Origin of the sequence: Demequina aurantiaca (assembly GCF_050598105.1) — a bacterium.
In the GTDB taxonomy this organism is placed as follows: domain Bacteria; phylum Actinomycetota; class Actinomycetes; order Actinomycetales; family Demequinaceae; genus Demequina; species Demequina aurantiaca_A.
On record NZ_CP192436.1, the window covers coordinates 1385793 to 1409117 of the forward strand.

Below are 23325 nucleotides of genomic sequence, written 5' to 3' on the forward strand. Positions count from 1 at the left end.
CCATTGAAAACCACTAATAGCGCCTGTTTCGTAAGGAAAGGTATCAAATATGTGCACACGAGTGTTATGGCCCGACGCCAACGGGTCGGTGATCGTGGGCCGCAACATGGATTTCCACATGGACCTCCTCACCAACCTGTGGAAGATGCCTCGCGGCATTGAACGCAAGGATGGGGTGAACGGAAACCTCACTTGGAAAGCCAAGTACGGCAGCGTTGTCGCTACAGCGTTTGACCTGATTGCCACTGACGGCATGAATGAAGAGGGATTTGCCGGGCATATTCTCTGGCTTACTGAGTCGGACTACGGAAAGCCCGAGGACACCGATGTTCAACTCAGCCAGTCCATCTGGTTGCAGTACTACCTTGATAACTTTGCCACCGTTGCTGAGGCAGTCGAATGGACAAACGAATCTGGCGTGCTCGTCTCTCAGCTGTTCGACCCGACCGGCCACCTGGTACCCGCACTACACCTTGCGCTGAACGATGCATCCGGGGACTCGGCGATCATCGAGTACATCGCCGGCAAGCCACAGGTTTACCACAGCCGCGACTACAAGGTCATGACCAATTCACCCACGTTCGACAAGCAGCTCGAACTGGTGAAAGAGATTGAGGGTCTTGGCGGGGACCAGCCGCTACCAGGATCAACCCTTGCGACCGATCGCTTTGCGCGCGCTTCCTACTATGTCGAGCAACAAGTCCAGCCCAAGTCACAGTTGCAGGCAATGGCCGCGATGTTCAGCATCATCCGCAACGCCGCTCAACCGTTCCGCACCCCGGAACCGGGCAAGCCCGACGCTTCGCAGACGATTTGGCAGGTAGTCGCAGACCTGACGAACAAGCGCTACGCGTTTGAGTCGACTACCCGCCCGAGCATTGTGTGGGTTGACTTTGAAAAGGTGAGCTTTTCAGAGGGCTCCGGCATCTTGAAGCTTGACCTGGTCGGCAAGCTCTCACTTGAGGGCGGATTGGCTGGCGACGTCAGCCACAAGTTTCGCGATCCAGGTGAACTCGGTCTTGGATTCGCCCGTGTGGGGCGTGAAGCGCTTGAGTTTGTCGCCAAGAAGCAGGACGAGTACAAGGAAGTCGCCAACCTAGTGCAGTCCCTTGCCGCAGCTCGGAGCGCGAGTTAAACGGTTACCAATTGTCGGCCTCAGCGACGCGTCGAGACCGTCACAGTGAACTTGGCGTTGCGTGCGACTTGCTGGGTCGGTCCCACGGCCCGTTCGAGTAGCGCTCGGTAGCCCAGCGACGAATTCCACACGCACCAGAGCTGTCCTCCGGAGCGTAAAACCCGCGCGGTATCGGCGAAAAGCCTCGGAGCGAGGAGATCAGTCACGGCCGCCCCAGAGTGAAACGGAGGGTTGAGCGCAATGAGCGAGGCGCTGGCGGAAGGCCTAGCGGTGAGTGCGTCGTCTTGCCTGACCTCGACGCGATTGTCGATGCCGTTGGCGAGCATCGTCGCGCGAGCAGAGTTGACCGCGATGGCCGACTGGTCGCACGCGTAGACGTGAGCATTCGGATGCCGCGTCGCCAGCCATGCGCCTACGATTCCCGTCCCGCAGGCTAGGTCGATGAGAGGATCATGCGCCGTCCCGCCCACCAGCTCTGCGGGGAGGCTGTCAAGCAGCAACCGGGTTCCGATGTCCAGGCGTGCTCCAGCGAACGCGCCCCCGAAAGCCCGCAGCTCGAGACCCTCGACGTGTGCTGACGCCGGCTGGGGATCGTGCCCATCGTGTGGCTCGCGTGCCAGGAGCACGCGGGACTTCTGCCTGGCATGGCTGACGTCCAACCGCCCAAAGAACTCGCCCAGCACCTCGTTCATCGACAACGACATGTGCTTGAGTCGGCCACCGGCGACTACGACCACGCTTGGATCTGCGTGCGCGGCGATAACGCCGGCGATGTCCCGGAGCTCGTCGAGGGACCGCGGTAGCCGCAGCAGGACGATTCTCGCGCCGCGTACGAGTTCAGGTTCCAGCGGGAGCGTACGGTAGCCTTCCGAGAGACCAGCGCGCTCGGCGTTGGCGGCAAGGGCCCGCTCGCCGTTCAGTGCGTCGAGATGCGAGCGGATACCGGTGGCGCCCGCGTGTGCCGCACCGAGGGTCAGCGCTCCGTAGGCGTCGCCAATCACCACGATAGAGCCAGCATCCACGCCAGCACGCAGCACGGCGGATTCATCAAGAATCAAGCGATCTGCGGCATCGACGGCGACGAGTTCGGGCGCCTCGATGTCCGGCCACCGCCGCAGCCCTTCGAGCACCGCGCTCACAGCATCAATTCAATGTTGACGCGCCGTACCCGCACGTCGCTCGGGAGCACGTGGGTGTTGACGCAGGTGGCGAGGCTTCGCCAGTGAGATCCGAACATGATGAAAGCCTAGCCGCGCGTGCCGAAGGCTCGAGCAAGCCACCCTGCACGCCTATTGAGAGGTGGAGGCGTACCTGCGAGGATAGGTGAATGACTGAGCCGAGCAGGAGCAACGGCGCGATCAGGCTGCCAGAGGCCGGCGCGCGAGTGGTGGTGCGGTACCTGATCTCCACTGGAGAGGCGACGGACGCGCTCGGTGAACTTCTGAGCGTTGACGACCAGACGGTGGTCGTGGACGGCGTGCGTGGAATCGAGCGGATCGCGTTGACGAGCGTAGTCGCCGCGAAGGAAGTGCCTCCTCGTCCTGCGCCGCGACCCAGACGGCCGTCCGGCCCGGCGTAGCTGACGGAAGAGTTGAGAGGGACTGGCCCCGCTACGTGAGTGGGGAGGCGGTCCAGATTGCCTCCACAGCTACGGCGCGCCCGAGAATGTTCTGGGCCGCACGATGCCCGGAGAGCAGTGCGGCAGTAACTGTCGCGGGGTCGTCGGTCCAGGTGGCCTCGCCCGCGAGATGCAACACGCCACCGATGGGCGTCGCTAGCGCATCGTGGTCGGCTGTGGTCGACCCCACCGTCATGTAGGCGTACGAGCCTCGCGCGAAAGGATCGGCGTGCCAGTCGGTGATGTTCACGCTGGTTGGCGCGACTGCACGGTCGCCGTAGAGCCGGCGCAACTGCGCCATGACCGAGTTCACAACGCGCGACTCGTCCCACCCGCGGGTCCCGGTGGCGCCGGGGCCCGCCGCGAACGTCAATAGCGCGGGGGTTCCGTGTAGCGCCGTGAGGTCGTACCAGGAATGCCACCAGCGTCCTTCAGGCCCCTGCTGGCGGATGGCATAGACGTCGCGGTCCCAGAACTTGGTGGGGAATCGCAGGAACACCTTCTCGAAGTCGTTCATCGCGAGACGGCTGAGGGCGCCAGCGACGGGATCGGGAAGAGGAGGCTGGATGTCGAAGTCCTTAGATTGAAGTACCCCCACCGGTACCGTGACCACGGCGCTGGCCGCCGCGAAGCGGCCCCGATCGGTGACGACCGCCACGCCATCGGCCGTCCACTGGACGCAAGAGACGATGTGCTCGAGCCGCACGTCAAGGCCGTCGGCGAGACCCGCCGGAAGGTGGTCGTACCCGTCCGGGAACACCACCTCGTCGCCCGCAATCTGGTCGTCGTCAAGACCGTGGGCGGCTAGGTCCTCGATCCGGGCGCCGTACTGCTCCTCTGATCGGTGTTCGAGGTACTCGCGCACCCGCTGCACGCGGTCGTCGGCCCAGCCGAGCGCGGCCAGGGCATCGTCGGTGACGTCCCTATAGGACGCGTTAACGGCCGATGCGGCGATTACCTCCACGAGCGCGGCGTCGAGTGCATGGATGTCGTCCACGAAGCCCCGCGTAGCAGCATCGTCCAGTTTGGCACCGTCGGGTCCGTAGTAGGCGATGGGGCGACTGTCGCTCTGGTAGCCCCCGACGGTGAACTCGACAGTACGCATGCCGAAGGCTCCTGCTGCGGCGGCAACGGGGGAGTCGTCGATGCCGTGGATCCAGGACGCGCCCAGATCAGTGACCATGCCGTCGGTGCGCTCGGTCCATACCCGACCGCCCACGCGGTCGCGCGCCTCGAGCACTACCACGCGACGCCCCGCCTGAGTGAGCAGCCGTGCTGCGGTCAGCCCAGCCACTCCGGCGCCAATGACCAGGGTGTCGTAGCGATCAATGGGCAAATTCATCGCGGACGCGCCGAGCTAGTAGCGGACTCGAACCGAGCGCTTTTGGAACGTCACGAGGTCGCCCTCCTTGAGCTGATAGCCGCGCCGAAGTTCGGTTGCGCCGTTGACGTGCACATCGCCGTTGACGATAGCTTCCTTGGCGTTGGCTCCGGAGTCGAGGAGGCCAGCGAGCTTCAGGAACTGCCCGAGCCGAATGACCTCTCCCTCGACGCGAAAATCATCGACCGAATCATTAGTTCTCATCTATGAAGGCTAACGCCCGAATGCGCGCCCTACTTGCGCGTCGGGCTCTTTTCGCAGGAGTGGGCACGCAGCGCATCGCAAATGCCGTTAATCAGAAGGCGTTCTGAAGCTCGCAGACAACGTCCGCGTCGACCGTAGTGCCGTCTTCCAGAGCTCCGGCGAAGCGCACTTCCACGATGTCGCGACTGCCGTCCGCCGTGCGCGGGCCCAGTTCAGTCAGCGAAGTGATTTCGCCGCGGGCGGTGGGCCCACCCACGCCTGCCGCACCCATCGGATCGCTGAACCGAAAACTCTCCTCGTTGAGTGCCACGTAATTCATCGAGCTGTCCTCGTGCGCCTTGACATTGTCGATGGCGATGATGGTGACGATGTCGCCTTCGTTGAGGTCTCCAACGTCCTCCTTGCCGTTCTGGCGGCTGATCTCACAGTCACCTGTAAAGTCGGGAAACTCGACCCCGTCGACGTGGAGGGTACCGTTTCCGACATCGTCGGAGGTGTATGCGCCGGCGTCGGGCGCATCGGGGGAGGACTCCTCCACCGAACCCTCGGTGGCCGCGTCGGATTCCTCCGTCGCGTCCGTGCCCGCTGCCACGGCGTCCTGCGTGAGAATTTCCTGTGCGTCGGCGCTGGCGGGCGCCTCATCCGTGGACGGTGAGCACGCCGCGAGCGTCGCGGTGATGGCCATGACGCCAGCCGCGACGCGGAATTTGCGCGCCATGGGAAGGGGTTCGACGGCCAAGGTCGAGTGCTGAATAGTCATGAAACCAAGGTTGCCAAGCGGTCGACGAGTTCCGCAATACGTCTTTAGGCGTACGCGCACGGGTAATGTGGCACACCATGGGACTGAGCCATGGGGATGCGCAAGCGGTCCTGCGCGTCGCCGGGCGGCTCACTGAGTATCCGCCGCTGGAGTTCGCGGGGGTACTCGAGGCGTTGCGCGACGTGATCGAATGCGACAGCGCGTCCTTCAACGACATGGTGATGGCCGCCCGCGATTTTCGCTACGTGATGGTGCCCGCCAGTGAGGTAGCACTGGCAACCCGGCTCAAGCCTCAGTACGACAAGTACTTTCACGAGCACCCGCTGATTGTGGCGGCGACAGCTCAGCGGGGGCTTGGCGCACTGCGATTCTGCGATGTCGAGGGAGGCGCCGAGGTCACCTCCACTAACTTGTTCCGTCACTTCTACGGACCCTTCAACGTTCGATTTCAACTGGCTATTGAGCTCCCGTCCCCGCCCGATGTGGTGGTGGCCTATGCGCTGAATCGCAGTGAGTCAGAGGGAGAGTTCAGCGATCGTGACGTAGCCGTCATGAACGCCCTGAGCGGGCATCTCGCCATGCACCACCGGACAGCGCTCGATGTCGAGCGCGCCCTCCTCGTGGACGCGGAGATGGATCGCTACGCGTGGGCGGTGGTCTCGGTGCGTTCAGATGGCGTGGTGGAGGCCTCGTCGTCGAAGGTGATGGAGGCCGGCGCCCGGGTTCCCGACGCTCTCGCCTCGATCATCGCCGACAAGGAATTGATGCCGGGGGATGAGTCTCGACACGACGTGATGATTGGGACGCAACGGTGGCACTGCATCATGCATCCGGTGCGGCTCGGCCCAACGGTATTGCTCCTACGCAGGCAACAGGACGTAGCGGCGGATACCGACTCGCTCCTGGAGGTGGGCCTGACCCGCCGCCAATCCGAGGTGGTGATCGCCCTCGCACGCACGGGAGGCTCGAACAACGAACTAGCGCGTGAACTCGGGCTGTCGGAGTCGACCGTGAAGAAGCACCTCGAGGGAATCTTCCGCGTGCTAGACGTCACGAGCCGTGCCGCAGTGGTCCTACGCTTACGTGAGCTCACGGGGTTGAGTCCGAACTAGGGATCTCGAAGTGAGGTGTGCTGCTGACCCGGGGGTCGCGAGCAGCCGACTGCGTACAGGGTGCCACGTAGTATCGGGTCCATGAGCATCCAGCACACCGTGATCTTCCGCCTCAACCACTCCTTAGATTCACCGCAGGCGGCCGCGTTCTTCGCCGACGCCCGGGCTTTATTGAGTTCCATACCAGGGGTGCAGCAGTTCACCATCCAGCGCCAGGTCAGTGAGAAGAGCGACTTGACCCATCAATTGAGCATGGTGTTCGCCGATGAGTCGGCGTACCTCGCCTACAACGAACACCCCACCCACGTGGCGTTCGTCGCGAACCGCTGGTTGCCCGAGGTTGCGGAGTTTCAGGAGTACGACTTCACCGAGGTAGAAGGCGACTAGCAGGGCCCTATTCTGCGAGGGCCCGCACCGCGGCGACGATGTCGGCTGGCTCCGCCCGGTGCTTGTGATCGGGGTCAACGAACGCGTAGGTGACGCGGCGGTCGGCGCCGATCACGTACGTGGCGGGAATCGGGAGGACCTCGGTCTCGACGCCCTCCGCGAGCGCACGCTCCGCTTCCTCGCCGCTCAGCACATCGCGCGTGGTGGAGTCGATGGTGAAGTTCAAACCGTACGCGTCGATGGTGGCCGCGGTGGTGTCTGAGAGCACGGCGAAGTCAAGGTTTTCTTTCTCTGCGGTCGAGAGAGAAAGGTCCGGCGCTTCCGGGGAGATCGCGACCAACGCGCCCCCGGCAGCGGTGATCGCAGGCAACGCTTCCTGAAGGGCACGCAGCTCAATGTTGCAGTAAGGGCACCAGCCCCCACGGTAGAAGGAGACGACGACTGGGCCGCCGGCGGCGAGCTCGGAGAGTCGGACGAGGCCACCTGCGGCATCGGGAAGCTCGAAATCCGGTGCGACGTCGCCAACCGAGGTGACCTGGTCGCCGACTAGCGCGGTGACAGCGGCGACAGCAGCCTTCCGCTGGGCGGCGACCTCGGGGGTGGCCTCGGCGGCGGAGCGCAGGGCCTGGGCTTGCAGTTCATCAGCGAGAGACATGTGGTGACCTTTCGTAAAGCTGAGACAGAGTGCCTCGGTTGTCAGGTGAGGTGCCGCTTTGGCGGATGTCGAGGCCGCTGGACCGACCGACTGACCTGGTAGCGCAGTCGTAAGCCCGGAAACCGACTAGTCCTCGACGTCGGTCTCGGCCTCCGCGACAATCCGGTTCACCATGCCGCTGAAGATCAGCCCATGGAAGGGCAGCATCGACAGCCAGTAGAGCCGCCCAGTGAGGCCGCGGGGGAAGAAGACCGCGCGCTGGCGGTAATCCGATCCCTCGTCAGTCGGATCCACGCTGAGCTCGAGCCACGCGCTTCCCGGCACACGCATCTCCGCCCTGAGCCGTACAAGGCGCCCGGGTTCGACGTGCTCGACCCTCCATACGTCGATCGCGTCGCCCACCCTGAGGCCGTCGTAACCGCGGCGTCCGCGCTGCGAGCCGATGCCGCCCGAGAGTCGGTCGATGAGGCCCCGAGAGGCCCACAGGACAGATGCCGAGTACCAGCCGGTGGCTCCGCCAATCTGAGAGATCACCTTCCACACCGAGGTGGAGTCCGCGGTGGTGGCGCGCGTGCGCTCGTCCTGGAAGACGGTGCGCCCGGCCCAATCAGGGTCGCTCGGCATCGGATCGCTGGGGGCGTCGGCGACGCGCGCGTCGACCCAACTCGTCTCCACCTGGTCGATTTCCATCCGGCCCAGAGCCCAGCGGACGGCCTCGAGGTAGCCGGTCAGGCCTCCCGGCGGCGGCGGGACCAGGCCGTCTATCGCATCGTCCTTCACCACGCAGGTGTGGACCAGGGACTCCACGAGCGGCCGCGCGATCTGCCGAGGCACGGGAGTGACCAGGCCTACCCAGTGCGACGCGAGACCCGGCGTCAACACCGGCAGCGCGGCGATGTGGCGGCGGGGAAGGCCCGCGACGTACGCGTAGCCGTTCATCATCTTGGAGTATCGGAAGACGTCCGGCCCGCCGATGTCGTAGGTGCCGTTGGCACCGGGCTCAGACCGTGCGGCGCCGAGCAGGTAGTAGACCACATCGCGTACCGCGATCGGCTGGATGTAGTTGCGCACCCACTTGGGCGCGGGCATGTAGGGGAGGACTTCGGTCAGGTGCCGGATCATCTCGAACGACGCGGAGCCAGCCCCGATCACGACGCCGGCCTGCAAGACGATGGTGGGGGTCGCGGACGCCAACAGGATGTCGCCCACCTCCTTGCGGGAGGCCAGGTGCGGAGACAGTTCGACTCCGTCGGGGTGTAGCCCGCCAAGGTAGATGATCCGCCCCACCTGCTGTTCCGCGGCCCTGAGGGCGACGTTGATGGCGATGGCGCGGTCCAGCTTGCCGTAGTCGTGACCGCTGGTCATGGAATGCACCAGGTAGTACACGATGTCCACGTCGCGCATGGCGAGATCCATCGCCTCGGGATCCGCGGCGTCGCCCTCGACGGTCTCGACGTCGTCGGCCCAGGGGAGCGCCTGAATACGGCCGCTGGATCGTGACAACACCCGTACGCGGTAGCCACCCGCGAGGAGGCGGGGAACCAGCCTTCCGCCGATGTACCCCGTGGCACCCAGGATGAGGACCAACGGGAACGAGCCATCCGGGTGAGGCTGGGCGCGAAGCGTTTCCTCGCTACCCAGCGGCGTGCTCACAGCGAACTTAGACGTGGAATCGTGTTCACTCGCGCTCACAAGTCGCTCCTGTCTGAAGGCGGGCCCACTTTCACGGCCCGATGCGGTTGACTCCCTACCTTGTATCAACCTGTGATCTGTGCCGGTATTCCCCGGCTAGCGCCGTCAGCGGTGGCCGGGCACGAGGTTCGTGCTGAACTGTCGGGGCGTAACCGCCTGTCCCTACTTTCCCTAGCGGGTCCCGAATCAGTCGATTGGAAGATTGGCCAGCAGCGACTTCAGGAAGTCACGGGTTGCTTCCAATTCCTCCTGGTCTGCCATCTTGCTGACCGTGACCGTGAGAACTGACTTGTCTCCCCGCGAGCCCACTTCACCAACGATCGTGCGGCCGCCGTCCAGTTTCCCTCGCCAACGTCGCCACTTGGCGGTGCTCGACGTGCTGGGGGAGTCTTGGAGCTCACGGCCGGCGAACGAGTCGCGGTCACTGATGAGGTCCATCCACGTCTTGAAGGTGTCGTCCAGCGTTCCCGAGAGCGTGCGGGAGGCGGCCACCTCAAAGGTGCCGTCGGCGCGCTGCCCAGGCACCCTGCGCCCTATCTCTAACTCGTACGCCACCGTGACTGCCTGACTCCACCACTCAGGACTCGCGACGTTCGCCGGCATCATGCGCTCGGCCACGACGGCCAAGGCGGTGTGGCTCAGTTCACGCCCGCCCGCCAGTTCCAGGTGGGACATCCAGTCCGGCCATTCGACCCCGGTGGCACGCACGATCGAATCGGTCCCCATTGACTTAGCCATGTGTCCAGGCTAGCGCCAGGGCGATTCGTGCGGTTCGAGTGGGGAGACGGCGGCCTACAGCCCGGGGCTGGAGTGCATGAGGCCGCCGTCCACAAACACCGTGGTGGCGTTGAGGTAGGAGCCGGCGTCCGAGGCAAGGAACGCGACGACGCCGCCAATCTCCTTGGGCTGGGCCATACGTCCGAGCGGAATCGCGGCGTCGAGAACCTTCATCTTCTCGGGGTCGGCCATCGTCGCCTGGTTGATCGGCGTCGCTACCGCTCCCGGGCCCACGTTGACAATTCGAATGCCGTAGGGGCCGAGTTCCTGCCCGGCGGTGCGGGCGAGCATCTTGGCGCCGCCCTTCGACAGGCAGTAGGCGGTGTTGCCCGGCATTGGCCAGTCTTCGTGAACCGAACTGATGTTGATGATCGCGCCGCCGTCGCCCTGGGTGATCATCTGCTTCGCGGCAATCTGGGTGCCAAAGAAGGCGCTCTTCAGGTTGACGTCCATGACGAATTCGTACTGTTCCTCGGTGGTATTCAGGATGTCAGTGCGGGTCTCGACACCCGCGTTATTCACCATGATGTCCAGCCGGCCGAAAGTCTCGACGGCTTTGTCGACGAGCATCTGCAGGTCAGCCACCTTACTGACGTCGGCATCCACACCGATGACGTTGGTCTCGCCGAGAGCGGCCATCTGGCGCTCGAGTGCTTCGGTGGCTTCTGGGTGGGAGACGTAATCGATGACGACGCTCGCCCCCTGGGCGGCGAGCTCCAGCACAATCGACATGCCGATGCCGCTATTGCCTCCGGTGACGATAGCTACTTTTCCTTCAAGACTCATGGTGTTTCTCCTGGCTTAGTGTGAGTGTGTTGCCCAGTGGTGATGATGAGGTGTGCGACCAGCGCGGTCCAGCCGGTCTGGTGCGATGCGCCGAGTCCCATACCGGTGTCGCCGTGAAAATACTCGTGAAATGGAAGATTGTCCTTCCAACGAGGATCGGTAGCCATCTTGTCGTACCAGCCGTGCACGGGGCGACGGCCGTCGGCACCTGGAAGGAAGATGGACACCAGACGGCGGGAGACGTCGTCAGCCGCTTCCCGCACACCGATCTTGTTTCCGGAACCCGTGGGGTATTCGACCTGCAGTTCGCCGGGGGCGAGCCGATCGTAGTCGTGCAACGCCTCGATGAGGAGTACGTTCAGCGGCATCCAGATGGGACCGCGCCAGTTCGAGTTTCCGCCAAAAAGACCATTCGTCGACTCGGCGGGTTCGTAATCCACCGTGGCGACGTGGTCGCCAACTTGCATCGAGAAAGGGTGCTCACGGTGCCACGCGGAGATCGCTCGAATCCCGTAGTCGCTGAGCATCTCCGACTCGTCGAAGACGGTTCCGAGCATTCGAACTAGGCGGTCCTGGGGGACGAGCGCGAGCAGGCGGTGCCGGACGCCATCGATATCGCAGGTTTGGAAGGTGTCCGCTAGCTCGGGATGGTTGGCCAGGTACCAGAGGGCGCGCTCCTTGAAGTCGGGCAACGCCTCGTCAATCTCACCGATGTCGTACGCAAGCACGGCGCGCAACGGCACCAGGCCCACCAGGGACTTCACCTTCACCGGTACGTCCACGCCGTCGGCGCCATGGAACACGTCGTAATAGTACGCATCGTCCTCGTCCCACATGGCGCTGCTGTTCGCCGCTGCGGAGATGGTGAGGAAGTGCTCCGCGAACTTGGTCGCGATGTCTTCGTAGGCGGGATCCTTGAGCGCGAGGCGCAGGGCAATGTCGAGCAGATCGAGTGCGTACATCGCCATCCAGCCGGTCGAATCGGCCTGCTCGAGGTAACCGACAGACGGAGGCAGCTTGGACCGGTCGAGCGGGGCGATGTTGTCGAGTCCCATGAACCCGCCCTCGAACAGGTTGTCGCCCGCCCGGTCCTTGTTGTCCACCCACCAGGTGAAATTGAGCAGCAACTTGTGGAAGACCTTCGCGAGGAAGGTGAAGTCTTGCTTCCCGCCGATCTCGAATACACGGATCGCGGCCCAGGCGTGCACCGGGGGATTGACGTCGGAGAAGTTCCACTCGTACGCGGGGATCTGCCCGTTGGGGTGCATGTACCACTCGCGCAGCAGCAGAATCAGCTGGTCCTTCGCGAACTCGGGGTCAATGTGGGCCAGCGTCACGCAGTGAAAGGCGAGATCCCATGCCGCAAACCAGGGGTACTCCCACGGGTCCGGCATCAGGATGACATCGTGAGCGTCGAGGTTCGGCCACGCGCCGTTTCTGATGGCGCCGCGCCCTGGAGGCGGTGGCGGCTGGTCCGGGTCTCCGCTCAAAGAACGAGAGACGTCGTAGTGGTAGAACTGCTTCCCCCACAGCAGCCCGGCGAAGGCCTGCCGCGCGACTCGATACTCCTCCGAATTCGGCGCCACTGGGATGACGCCATCGTAAAACTCGTCGGCCTCGGTGCGGCGCGCGGCCACCACGGCGTCGAAGCCCGCGGCAACGTCAATCTGTGCGGTGGAGAGCGCCGTCGCGTCCGTGTCAACGCCGGGGGAGTTGACCCCCACTAGACGAACACGGATTTGGGTCGACTCCCCGGGTCCCAGGGAGACCTTGTAACGTAGCGCGGCTTTGGTTCCTTCCTGGTCGGGATTGACCGAGTCGGCGCCATTCACCACGAAGTCGTTGATCCCGTCCTTGGGATAGGGGGTCGTTGGTTCTGCGCCGAAGAGCTTCGGCACGTTGGTTTCGTTGTCGCAGAAGAGGAGATCGGGCGAACCCTCGCCGACCAGGGCCAGGGGTCCGGACCGAGAATGATCGCCGATGATGCGGTCACCCACTCGACGAAGCGAGGGCTTGGGGTGGTCGGGATACCCCCACGACCACGTGTTACGGAAGTTGAGCGTCGGCAAGACTTCGATCGTGGCAGCCTCTGGCCCGGCATTCTCTAGGGTGATGCTCATGAGTACGTCGCGCGGCCCGGCCTTGGCGTAGTCCACGTTCACCACCCAGTAGCGGTCGTCGTCGAAGATTCCGGTGTCGATGAGCTCGTACTCTGGCTCGGCCGCGGAGCGGCGAGCGTTCTCAGCGACCAAATCCGCATATGGGAAGGCCTGCTGCGGGTAGTGGTAGCGCCACGAGTTCCAAGAGTGGGTAGGGGTGGCGTCCGTGTACCACCAGTACTCCTTGACGTCCTCGCCGTGGTTGCCCTCCGGTCCGGAAAGGCCGAACATGCGTTCCTTGAGCATCGGATCGGTGCCGTTCCAGAGAGCGAGCGATAGGCACCAATTCTGGCCCTCGTCGCAGAAGCCAGCCATCCCGTCCTCGTTCCACCGGTACGTTCTTGAGCGGGCGTGGTCATGGGGGAAGAAGTCCCAAGCCTCGCCATCGTCGCTGTAGTCTTCCCGGACCGTGCCCCACGCCCGTTCGGAGAGGTACGGGCCCCAGTCTCGCCATGGCGCACTTCCGCTATCTGCTGCCGTGAGACGCGCCGACTCTGCATTGGGGCTCGCTGCCCCATTGGTTTCGGTCACGGGTTCCATGGCAAACGCTCCGTTCAAAGGGGGCTGAGAGGGTTCAGGGGTGAGACACGAACAGACCGCAGTCATGTGGGCGAGCGGTTGCGCGAAAATTCCGTTACTGGGTGACCGATATCCCGCCTGGCAGCTCGGGAATATCAAGGTGGCCGTTAACCCGCTTTGGGCTGATCCGATCTTAGCGGCGGTTGGTCAGGCACGCCCGTATTCAGCGGCTAGTCGCGTCTTCAGAGCGGTTCGCCTGGTGGGGAGGGGATCCGCTACGCGAGGGACAAGCGCTCGACGAGCCAAGCCTCGAGCGCCTGCTCATCCATCGGGAATGCGATGAAGTACCCCTGCGCGTAGTCGCAGCCCATCTCGGTGACCGCCTTGAGGGCCGCCACCGTCTCCACGCCTTCAGCTGTGCAGCGAATCCCAAGGCCACTTCCGAGTTGCACCATCGACCGAACCATGACGTCTGAGGGGCCGGACTTGCCGAGTTTCTGCACGAATGATCGGTCGATCTTGATCTCGGTGAATGGCATGTCGGACAGCTGAGTCATTGACGAGTAGCCGGTTCCAAAGTCGTCGATCGACAGTTGGAATCCCCCGAGCCTTAGACGCGTGAGGACCTCGAGGGAGGATTTGGCATCTGCGATGGCGCTCGTCTCGGTCACTTCGAGAATGATCCGCCCTGGCGATACCTGGGCGTGTGCGGCGGCCTTGAGCATTCGCTCGCACAGATCCTTTCCGGTGAGCTCGGAAGCGGATACATTGATGGAGAGGTGTTCGTCGGTGTGGTGGCGCGATCTGGCGAACCATCCGAAGGCCTCCGCGGCCACCCAATCGGTCACGACCGTGATGAGACCAGCGCTCTCCGCCCGAGGGACGAAAGAGGATGGAGGGATCATCCCTAGTTCCGGATGGTCCCAGCGGACCAGCGCCTCGTAGCCCACCACCGAGCTGTCGACGCAGGACACCTTTGGCTGAAACACAAGTGCGAAGTCGCCGGAAGTTGCGGCGTTGCGAAGCTCCAGCTCGAACGCCGCGGCGTCCCAGGCATCGAGTTCGTCGGTGTCCGGCTCGACCGGCCCAGGCGAGTGTGCGCCGGCCGCCAACACTGCGGCGACGTCCGCCCTACGGAAGGGCTTGTGAAGCACTCCGCCGTACGCGAGCCCGCTCGCCGCGGCAAACTGCCGCGCGGAGTCGAGGATGCTGCTTCCCATGCCGCTGGCAATCACGACCACGGCATTGGAGTTCATCTCGGCGAGCTTCTTCAGCACGGTAAGGCCGTCGACCTTGCCCATGACCAGATCCACCACCACGTAGGTGGGACTCCAGGAGCGCGCCATCGCGTAGAACTCTTCGGGGTCGGAAGTGAACTCGGCAGCGTAGCCGGCGGCACGGACGTGTGCGGCCATCATCTTGAGCACAAGGAGGTCATCGTCGATGATGAGCACCCTGCCTAGGCGAGTCGTGCCGCTCACGATTGCTCCTCAGACTCGAATAATGCCAGCTCTCCGACGCGATTGAATAACTGTCGCGCCGAGTACGGCTTAGCCAATAGTTTCACGCCCTGGTCGATCTTGCCGTTGTGAAGAATCACGTTCTCTGTATAGCCAGAGGCGTAGAGCACTGGCGTTCCGGGGCGAAGTTCTTCCACCGCCTCAGCGAGGTCGCGTCCGGACATGCCTCCGGGCATAATCACGTCAGTGAACAGCAGGTCGATGTGGTCCAGGGACCGCAGCGCCTCGATTGCCTCGGGCCCGGAGGCCGCCTCGACCACGTCGTAGCCCCGCGACCTGAGACGCTCCGCCGCGAAACGACGGACCAGGTCGTCGTCCTCCGCGATCAGGATGGTTCCGGACACCGCCTGCAGCGGGATCTGGTCGCTGGTCGGGGGGTCGGGCTCCGGGGCGGCCTGCGCACTCGGCAGGTACATCTTAAACGAAGTGCCGATGCCGGACTCGGTGTAGACAGTGATGTGGCCGCCGCTCTGCTTCACAAAGCCCCAGACCATAGCGAGACCTAATCCAGATCCCTTACCGGTCTCCTTTGTGGTGAAGAAGGGGTCAAAGAGACGGCCAAGGTCCTCCGGTGGTATCCCCTCGCCAGAGTCGGTGACGGTGGTTACCGCGTAACTTCCTGGCGCCACCTCGGCATGCTCGGTCACGTAGGTCTCGTCGATGGTGGTGGTGACTGTTTCAATGGACAGCGTTCCACCGTGCGGCATCGCGTCCCGGGCATTGATGCAAAGGTTGAGTACCGCGTTGTCGTATTGTCCGGGGTCGACCTGAGCGAGGGCGCTACCCGTGGAGGGGCCGACCATCATGGAAACGTCTTCGCCGAGCGTGCGCCGTAACAGTGGACGCAGGCTCCGCAACCGCTTCGCTAGGTCTACCGATTGCGGCTCCAGCGGCTGCATCCGGGCGAAGGCGAGCAGCCGGTGGGTGAGCTCCGCGCCTCGTGTGGCGGCGACACCTATCATCTCCGCCATCTCCTGTGCATCGGAAGACAGCGACTCGTCGTCCGTGAGCGCGTCCGCGCCGCCCAGCACGACGGTGAGGAGATTGTTGAAGTCGTGCGCGATGCCTCCCGTGAGCTGACCCACAGACTCGAGGCGCTGGGACTGAGACAGTTTTTCCCCCAGCGATTTGACCTCGGTGATATCTCGCAGGAACACGGTGACGCCCGCGGAGTTTCGCGTCACAGACAAGTCCAACCACTTGTCGAGTATCACGCTCTTGTAGGTGATTCGACTCGCGATGCCCTTAGACATTGCGCCCCTGATGACGTCCGCGGCCGGGGTTGCCCCGGAGTCGGGGAACGCATCCCAGATCGATCTGCCCACGAGTCCGTTGCGCCCGAGCCCGAGTATCTCTTCAGCACTCGCGTTCATGTAGACGACGCAGTAGTCCTCGTCGAGGGCGTAGACGCCGTCATTCATGCTCTCGAGAATGGTTTCGCGTTCCGCGGCCAACTCGTCCGCCCGGACCTTCAACGTGCGGGCTGCGTCAATGTCTACTGCGCTGCCCAACCATCCCACGATGAGACCGCCCTCACCGAGCTCCGGATACGCAGAGATCTGGTGCCAGAGGTAGCGACCATCGGCACGTTCGACCCGAAAATCGACGTCGTACCGTTCCCCGGAATCCAGGGATCGTTCCCAACGCTCCGTTGCGTAGCCCAGATCCTCGGGATGGACGACCGCCCTCCAACCATCCGCGAGCAGTTGGTCGACGGGTATACCGGTGAAGGAAGCCATCGTGGCGTTGAAAAAGTCTATGAGCCCGTCGGGGGTGGCAGTCCAGACGATGATCGGCAGCGCGCTCGTAATCTTGGTTAAGCGACGACTCTCGAAGTTCGCGGAGAGCTCGGCCTGCTTCCAGATCGTGATGTCCTGAACAGTGCCCCGGATACGCGGGGGAATTCCCGCCTCCGTCCGCACCCCGTCTCCCATTGCCACGATCCACCGAGGGGTGCCGCCGGGAGGCGTCATGCGCACCTCGATACGGAAGGGGATGTTGCGGGCCAGGGCGTCGTCGACCCGGTCGCTCAATAGTTTGGCGTCCGCCGGCTCGAGACGCGACAGCACCTCCTGGCGGGCGGGGCGAGCTCCGACTGGCGCGCCGTACATCGCGGCAGCCTGTTCCGACAGCGTCAGAAGCTCGTCCTCCAGGTCAATCGACCACGTGCCTATCGGAGCTATCTCGCTGGCCGCCGCGAGCATGCGGTCGCTTTCCGCTTGCTCTCCCCGCACGCCGCTGAGGGCACTATTAAGCTCGGCGTTTCGTGCCTCTCGAACCAGGATCAGCGCCACTACCAGGACCGAAAGGCCGATCATGAGCGTCGCGAGTCCGCGCTCGACCAGATGCTCTATAAGTTCGCCGGGCGGGGTTTTCGAGAGCTGGATGAAGAAGCCCGCCCAGGTGAGCGCCAGGGTGCCAATCGCGGTGAAAATCACGGCACGAAGCGATCGGGATAGCCCGGAAGCGAGCACCACGACCACGTAGAGGTCCGCGACGATGTAGGTGGGGGGTAGCGCAATATCGATGGCGAAGATGGTCAATGCCACGACTATTCCGAGGGCGGTAAGAACCGCCTTAGGGAAATCTGTCTTCGCGCGCACAGCTGTCATGGGGTAACTCTATGTGGCAGCGCCTCGGCGCCGAATCTGACGGCTCGGCCAAAGGGGGCTCTCTGGCGCGGGGACATAACTCCATACTAGGAGCCGAATCGTGACGGGACCGTGCTTCGTGTGACAAGGTCCACAGTTTCAATCTGGCAGCCACGTGAATATGCGTGAAGGTAAACTTCGCCCGCGCCCCGTAATGACCTATCTGCGTGGGCGAATGCCGCGGGAGGCGCTGGTGCCGGTCGTGTCAGTGGCTCCCAGAAAGAACTTAGGAGGGCAAGGCGAGCCGGCTCAACGGCGCCTTTCCCCGGGCTAGAAGGCGTGGGTGGCTTCGCCCTCTTCTCACGGCCTAAGACAATGAGTGATGGAAACTTCTATGTGGAGAGGCGACGGCCAGTTCTGGACGCTCCACTTTGGAGTCGGGATAGCGATGACGATTCTGGCGCCGGCACTGGTGTTGACGCGGACCTATGTGCTGGATGATGTGCCCGCGCGAGGCACCTCGATCGCGATAGCGGTGCTCTTCTTGGCCACCCTCCCGTTCCTTCTCCACCACGCACGCAGAATCCTGGACAGCGAGCACTTCCTTCGCTACTTGTACCTCTGGGACGGCATCGGAATCGTGGGCACGGTGATTTGGGTCGCGCTGGACGGCGGCGGTTCAAGCGTGTACGCGGTGTTCTTCTTTGTCCTGGTGGGGCACGCTGCTATGGCGTTCCCGCCTCGAGCGACCATGATCGCGGGTCTGGCGGTGGTATTCGCACGCCTGGTGCTCGGCTTGCTCGACGTCCGTGAGCCGATAGTCGAGACCGTGCTCAACGTCACCGTGCTTGCACTGTTGGCGGCGGTAGCCGCACTCATGTCGCGTGGGCAGCAGGCGCTTGTCGGCCGGGCGCGAACCCTCACCAACGAGGCGCGCAGGCTCGCCGATATTGACGGCCTGACGGGTTGCCTCAACCATCGCGCATTTCACTCCACCTTGGTGGACGCGACGGCGCTTGCCACGCCGGCGGAGCCACTCAGCGTGCTCGTGCTCGACGTCGACCACTTCAAGGCGATCAATGACAGTTACGGGCACTTGGAGGGCGACGAGGTTCTCGCCCGGCTGGGCTCGCTGCTGAGGGGCGGGTTCCGCAAGGGCGACGTGGTGGGCCGCATTGGTGGGGACGAGTTCGCCGTGCTGTTGCCGAGTGCCGACCGGGAGACCGCGGCCGCACTCGAGCGGCGCCTGCTTGATGGTCTCGCGGGCGGTTTGCTGCCTCATGGAGGGAAAGTGACCGTGGGTTCCGCGACCACTAGCGGGGGCACCGAGGCAAAGGTGCTGCTTGGCTTGGCCGACGCGGGCCTGTACGACCAGCGTCGTCGCGATCGCGCTCACCTTTAGCCGTTCGCCCAGGCGCTAGTAAATCGGCGCGGGCCGATGCTACGGGCTCTCCCGTTCTCCGCGTGCGCTTGTCTGATTGGGTACGTCCGGAGAGTCAATGTTCGTGTCAAGGCCGGCAGGCTGCGTGTCACGCCGGTCCGCCCCCGGGGCGCGACGGTCGTGCGCACCCGTGCGCGGGCGCGGAATAGTGGCGGTACCAGTACCACCGCCGGGTCGTACCTGAGCGGGCACGTAGGAGTCGAGCCAAGCTCTCAAGCTATCCATGTCGGAGGGACGGCTCAGCAAGTAGCCCTGCGCGTAGTCGCATCCCATCTTCCTCAGCAACGAGAGCTGATCTAGAGTTTCAACGCCTTCGGCGACGCAGCGCAGCCCGAGCGCGTGCGCCAGGGCGATTGTGGAGGCCACGATCGCGGTGTCGGCCCCGCTCGTGCCCAGTCCGGCCACGAAGCTCTTGTCTACCTTGACGCGGTCGATCGGGAGGTTGCGCAGATAGTGCAGCGACGAGTAACCAGTGCCGAAGTCGTCCAGGTCCAGGCCCACGTCGAGCGCCTTGATGGCGTTCAGGGAGTCGGCGACCGTCGCCAGATCATTAAGTAGGACGGACTCCGTCACCTCGATGACAATGGTCGCGGGCAGGCATTTGCCGGCGACGATTGCGTTGTGCAGGGTCGAGACGAGCTCAGGATCCTGCAATTGTCGCGCAGAGACATTGATGCTCATGGTGCGGGGCCCCTTCGAGCTGCTTCCCAGGCGAGGGGCGTTGTCGCAAGCGGTGCGCACGACCCAGTTGCCGAGGGGCACGATCTGCCCGGTACGCTCCGCGGTGTCGATGAAGTCGCCGGGGGGCAGCAAGCCTATTCCTGGTCGCTCCCATCTCACCAACGCCTCGACGCCTGCAATCTCGTTCGTGGCAAAGTCCATCACCGGCTGGTAGTGCAGCCGGAGCTCATCGTGATCGATGGCGTGGTGGAGGTCGCTGGCGAGACCGAAGCCAGGCGTCGGTCCGTCCGGCATCGATTCGTCGTAGTACACGGCGCTCGTGCCGCCGATGCTCCTGGCGAGTTCCACGGCGTCCGTCCCCGCGGACAGCAGGTCACCTCCCGCCACGTCGGCAGTGGTGGCCAGGCCGATGCTCAGCGTTAACCACCCCCGTTCGTCTCCTATGTGGAAGGGCTCCTCGAGCGCGCTGGTAAGGCTGCTGACGCAGGAGTCGAGGGCCGATACCGGGTCGGTGCTGTCGACAGTCCAGATGAACGTGCCCGCCCGCCACAAAGCGAAGACCCCGGGTGTATCAAGCCCCACGAGGAGCTCCCCAAACTCCGCGATCACGGCGTCGGCGGCATCGTGCCCATAGGTGGTCACCAGCATCGCGAACGCGTCGAGGTCGATCACGGCGACGCCGCGTTCCAGGCCGGGAGACGGCGGAATCGCAAGATGTTGCTGAAGCCAGCGCGGCCCGCGGATAGCGAGTGGCGATTCACTCGTCGCCTCGCCCGCCACGGTTGCAGGCTCGTCGTGAGCGATGCCAGGGGCGCCGCTGGCATGGGTGGGTGAGGATGCGCGTGGGTCCGGAGTATCCAGATCTCGCAGGATCACCACGGCCCCCGGAAGCGACCCCTCTGAACGAATCGGAGCGACGATCACGCTGAGCGTTATGCCAGGGGACCCGGCAGCGGCGGACTGAAACTCGTACTGGGGGGCGGGCCCGCCGGCCACCAACTGTTGCCACGCGTGGTCGAATTGGTCCGCATTGGGGGCCGCAAAGAGCGAGCGGGCGGGCGCCCCGACTGCCTGCGTGCGAGTGACGCCTAGCAGTGCCTCTGCGGCGGGGTTCCATTCCGAGACGATTCCGTCGGCATCCACGATAACTATCGCGTCGGGGGCGTACTCGAGAAGGGCGTCGTACTGGCGATGCCTGGCGCGGGCGCCGTTTGAGTCTGGACGCGCCGGCTCGTCGTGAGTCACCGGCTCGACTTGGTCCGACATCCACAACCCCCGGTTCGGGTCTCCTAGACGGGATCAATCTGACGCTTGTCTCGCCTAGGCCTCACTTTACGCTTTGCGCGCGGCGGTGTCGCGGCGATCAGCGCATCACGGGTTGCTCCCGCGTTTCATGCGTGAAGGGGCGCGGGTCCGGGGCAGAGGGCGAGTCGCCTCTACAGGCTGTTGCGCCTCTTGTCCGTGTACATCTCGCGGTCGGCCGCGCGCACCGCGTCGTCGAAGGTGGTCCCGGCTGGCCAGTCGACGAGGCCGAAGGAGCAGCCGACTGGCAGAGACTTGATGATCCGACCGAGCACGACTCGGGCGTGTTCCAGCGACGTCGACGGCAGCACAATAACGAACTCGTCGCCACCCGTGCGGGCAGGGATGTCGCTGGCACGCAACTGCGCCTGCAGCGCGCTACCGACTTGCCGAAGGACCTCGTCCCCGGCGTGATGACCGTCGCGGTCGTTGAACTCCTTGAAGTCCTTGAGGTCGAGGAAGGCGACGGATCTGGGCATCAGGTGTGGCCTGTCGCCGCCTAGGTGGTCAACGACTAGATCGAGCCCGGTGCGGTTCAGTAGAGAGGTCAACGGATCTGTCATCACCTGCTGGTTCAGGTCGCGGACAAGCGCGTTGACGAAGAGCCCCAGCCCCCAACACAAAAAGACAATGGCGAACCAAAGCACTCGCAGGTTTGCGCTATCGCTGGCGAGGAAGACCGCGATCGCCGACAGCACGGTGAGCCATCCGAGGTGGGCCAGCATGTCGGCGTGGCGGAACCACGTGGCGGCGTAGAGCGCCGCGATGACCAGAGTGGCGAGCGGGACCGCCGCCGCAAAGACCGTGTTCCACGAGGCGGAGATCAGGCAGGCCACCGCGATGTTGACATCGACAAGGATGAACAGCAGCCACCCGGGGGTCCTCGACCTCAACCGAGCGAGCACGGCCAGGCAACCTAGACAATAGACAAGGCCGAAGACCCTCAGGCCCGACGTCCCCACATCGTTGGTGGAGACAGAGGTGTACAAGGTTCCCGCCAATATCAGGCCGGTGATCAGCAGGTACCAGGCCATCATCGACCAAACCGGCCCCGAGAGACCCGCTACCTCCCGTCCCAGGAAGGAGCCGGGGGCGACGTTGACCCTTGCCGACAGGGCGCAATCCCGGGACCGTGCCAAGGGCAGCCTCCCGTTCGTCGTCATTAAAAGTGCCTTTTGTTGTAGACAGATTACTCCGTCGTCGCCATTTCCCCGCAGGCAGGTCCTGAAGGTAGAGGTTCAACCGCCCGCGCCAGCGGCTCGGTGCTAGTGTTTATTGATCGCCGCCAGCGTAGACGCGCAGGTATCGACGGCTTGGACCATGTACCGTCGCGCGTCTTGCATCTCCTTGAGCGACGACCTGCTTATCTAGCTGACGGGGTGTGGAAATGGGATTCATCAAGGCCTTCACGGGTGCAATCGGCGGAACTTTTGCAGACCAGTGGAAAGACTTCCTTATCCCGCCCCCCGGCCTAGCGCCGACGGCCGCCATCTTCCCGGCCGTCACTCAGGGTCAGAACGCCGGCCGTGGAGCCAACGTCAAGGGCTCCGAGAACATCATCACCAACGGCAGCCGAATTATCGTGCCGGAGGGCTACGGCCTGGTGACCTTCCAGGACGGCCAGCTCACCGGATTCATCGCTGAGCCGGGCGGCTTCATCTTCACCAGCGAGGACCAGAACTCCAAGTCGATCTTCGCGGGCGACGGCCTCATCAGTCCCACCGTCACGACGTCATGGGAGCGCTTCAAGTTTGGCGGCCAGCCCGCGTCTCAGCAGCTGGCGTTCTACGTCAACCTCAAGGAGATTCCGAACAACCGTTTCGGCACCCAATCCGAAATCTACTGGGACGACGCCTATCTGGGCACACAGGTGGGGGCGGTGACCCGGGGAAGCTACACGCTGCGCATCGTCGACCCCATCCTGATGGTGAAGAACTTTGTCCCGCTGACCTACCTCAGCTACGACGCCAAGGTGTTCGACTTCTCGGACCTCGACAACGACGCGGCGAGCCAGCTTTTCAACGAGGTGGTGGGCTCGCTCGCGGCGGCGTTCTCGTATTACACGAATGATCCGAGCAAGGGCAACCGCATCGCCAAGATTCAGGGCGACGCGATCGGCTTCGCGCAGTCCCTGAGTGCGGCCGTCGAAGATGGCTACCAGTGGACGACGGACCGCGGGCTGACCATCGCCAAGGTCGCTCTGCAGTCGATCGAGTACGACGAGGACACGCGCGCACTGCTGAGCGACGTCAAGAAGGCCGACGCTTTGGGCGGCGCCCGGGGCAACTCGTTTATGCAGCAGGCTGCTGCGCGTGGTTTCGAGGCCGCGGGTTCCAACGAGGGCGGCGCCGGCGGCGGCGCTGGCATGGCGTTCCTCGGCATGGGGATGAACGCGACGGGGGGAGCCGCCGGGGGACTCCAGCAGCCCAACACCGCGGCGCCCCAGGCACCCGCGCCGGCAGCGCCGGCAGCGGCGGCTGCGGCCGCGCCAGCTGCGGAGGACCCCATGGCGAAGTTGCGCCAGTACAAGGACATGCTCGATCAGGGGCTTATCACCGAGGCCGACTTCGAAGCGGCCAAGGCCAAAGTTCTAGGTTTGTAGGCA

19 protein-coding genes are annotated in these 23325 nt (G+C 64.1%); 6 read left to right on the forward strand and 13 right to left on the reverse strand.

Annotated features, from left to right (window positions below):
- Positions 1–106: 106 nt before the first annotated feature.
- Positions 107–1135 carry a linear amide C-N hydrolase gene (locus ACQU6B_RS06185; protein ID WP_430869222.1) on the forward strand — a complete coding sequence of 343 codons (1029 nt, stop codon included), beginning with the start codon at positions 107–109 and terminating at the stop codon, positions 1133–1135.
- Between the two features lie 20 nt (positions 1136–1155).
- Here the strand turns inward: ACQU6B_RS06185 and ACQU6B_RS06190 are convergent, their stop codons facing one another.
- Entirely contained in the window at positions 1156–2274 is a 1119-nt protein-coding gene (locus tag ACQU6B_RS06190) for a class I SAM-dependent methyltransferase (RefSeq protein WP_430869164.1), read from the reverse strand.
- Between the two features lie 188 nt (positions 2275–2462).
- On the opposite strand from ACQU6B_RS06190, the gene ACQU6B_RS06195 reads away from it, so the two are divergent.
- Entirely contained in the window at positions 2463–2714 is a 252-nt protein-coding gene (locus tag ACQU6B_RS06195) for a hypothetical protein (RefSeq protein ID WP_430869165.1), read from the forward strand.
- 31 nt (positions 2715–2745) lie between these two features.
- On the opposite strand, the gene ACQU6B_RS06200 is transcribed toward ACQU6B_RS06195, so the two are convergent.
- From ACQU6B_RS06200 to ACQU6B_RS06210, 3 genes are all read right to left on the reverse strand, one after another.
- Positions 2746–4095 carry a flavin monoamine oxidase family protein gene (locus ACQU6B_RS06200; protein ID WP_430869166.1) on the reverse strand — a complete coding sequence of 450 codons (1350 nt, stop codon included), beginning with the start codon at positions 4093–4095 and terminating at the stop codon, positions 2746–2748.
- A gap of 15 nt (positions 4096–4110) precedes the next feature.
- Entirely contained in the window at positions 4111–4338 is a 228-nt protein-coding gene (locus ACQU6B_RS06205; RefSeq protein WP_430869167.1) for an RNA-binding S4 domain-containing protein, read from the reverse strand.
- 91 nt (positions 4339–4429) lie between these two features.
- Positions 4430–5098, reverse strand: a complete 669-nt coding sequence (locus tag ACQU6B_RS06210) for a hypothetical protein (protein ID WP_430869168.1) — start codon at positions 5096–5098, stop codon at positions 4430–4432.
- 65 nt (positions 5099–5163) lie between these two features.
- Between ACQU6B_RS06210 and ACQU6B_RS06215 the strand changes: the two genes are divergently transcribed.
- Together ACQU6B_RS06215 and ACQU6B_RS06220 are read left to right on the forward strand one after the other, a co-directional pair.
- Entirely contained in the window at positions 5164–6210 is a 1047-nt protein-coding gene (locus ACQU6B_RS06215) for a response regulator transcription factor (protein ID WP_430869169.1), read from the forward strand.
- Between the two features lie 81 nt (positions 6211–6291).
- Positions 6292–6597: a Dabb family protein gene (locus ACQU6B_RS06220; RefSeq protein ID WP_430869170.1), complete on the forward strand. Its 306-nt coding sequence runs from the start codon at positions 6292–6294 to the stop codon at positions 6595–6597.
- A gap of 7 nt (positions 6598–6604) precedes the next feature.
- On the opposite strand, the gene ACQU6B_RS06225 is transcribed toward ACQU6B_RS06220, so the two are convergent.
- The 7 genes from ACQU6B_RS06225 to ACQU6B_RS06255 all read right to left on the reverse strand — a co-directional run bounded on the left by ACQU6B_RS06225 (position 6605) and on the right by ACQU6B_RS06255 (position 17317).
- Complete coding sequence (locus ACQU6B_RS06225) at positions 6605–7252, reverse strand: peroxiredoxin-like family protein (protein ID WP_430869171.1); 648 nt, start codon at positions 7250–7252, stop codon at positions 6605–6607.
- 126 nt (positions 7253–7378) lie between these two features.
- The gene (locus ACQU6B_RS06230; RefSeq protein ID WP_430869172.1) at positions 7379–8944 is read right to left on the reverse strand and encodes an SDR family oxidoreductase; all 1566 of its coding nucleotides are present in this window, start codon (positions 8942–8944) and stop codon (positions 7379–7381) included.
- 186 nt (positions 8945–9130) lie between these two features.
- The gene (locus ACQU6B_RS06235; protein WP_430869173.1) at positions 9131–9682 is read right to left on the reverse strand and encodes a hypothetical protein; all 552 of its coding nucleotides are present in this window, start codon (positions 9680–9682) and stop codon (positions 9131–9133) included.
- Between the two features lie 54 nt (positions 9683–9736).
- Complete coding sequence (locus ACQU6B_RS06240; protein WP_430869174.1) at positions 9737–10507, reverse strand: glucose 1-dehydrogenase; 771 nt, start codon at positions 10505–10507, stop codon at positions 9737–9739.
- Complete coding sequence (locus ACQU6B_RS06245; RefSeq protein WP_430869175.1) at positions 10504–13206, reverse strand: MGH1-like glycoside hydrolase domain-containing protein; 2703 nt, start codon at positions 13204–13206, stop codon at positions 10504–10506. The genes ACQU6B_RS06240 and ACQU6B_RS06245 overlap by 4 nt, the downstream gene beginning before the upstream one ends.
- Before the next feature lie 254 nt (positions 13207–13460).
- Entirely contained in the window at positions 13461–14666 is a 1206-nt protein-coding gene (locus ACQU6B_RS06250; protein WP_430869176.1) for an EAL domain-containing response regulator, read from the reverse strand.
- On the reverse strand, positions 14663–17317 hold the full coding sequence (locus ACQU6B_RS06255) for a PAS domain S-box protein (protein ID WP_430869177.1): 2655 nt from the start codon (positions 17315–17317) through the stop codon (positions 14663–14665). The genes ACQU6B_RS06250 and ACQU6B_RS06255 overlap by 4 nt, the downstream gene beginning before the upstream one ends.
- A gap of 361 nt (positions 17318–17678) precedes the next feature.
- Between ACQU6B_RS06255 and ACQU6B_RS06260 the strand changes: the two genes are divergently transcribed.
- A complete protein-coding gene (locus ACQU6B_RS06260; protein WP_430869178.1) occupies positions 17679–18698 on the forward strand; it encodes a GGDEF domain-containing protein in 1020 nt (339 codons plus the stop codon).
- A 39-nt stretch (positions 18699–18737) separates the two neighbouring features.
- Here the strand turns inward: ACQU6B_RS06260 and ACQU6B_RS06265 are convergent, their stop codons facing one another.
- The gene (locus ACQU6B_RS06265) at positions 18738–20684 is read right to left on the reverse strand and encodes an EAL domain-containing protein (RefSeq protein WP_430869179.1); all 1947 of its coding nucleotides are present in this window, start codon (positions 20682–20684) and stop codon (positions 18738–18740) included.
- Between the two features lie 170 nt (positions 20685–20854).
- Complete coding sequence (locus ACQU6B_RS06270) at positions 20855–21883, reverse strand: GGDEF domain-containing protein (RefSeq protein WP_430869180.1); 1029 nt, start codon at positions 21881–21883, stop codon at positions 20855–20857.
- Positions 21884–22107: 224 nt separating this feature from the next.
- On the opposite strand from ACQU6B_RS06270, the gene ACQU6B_RS06275 reads away from it, so the two are divergent.
- On the forward strand, positions 22108–23322 hold the full coding sequence (locus ACQU6B_RS06275) for an SHOCT domain-containing protein (protein ID WP_430869181.1): 1215 nt from the start codon (positions 22108–22110) through the stop codon (positions 23320–23322).
- The last annotated feature ends 3 nt before the right edge of the window (positions 23323–23325 follow it).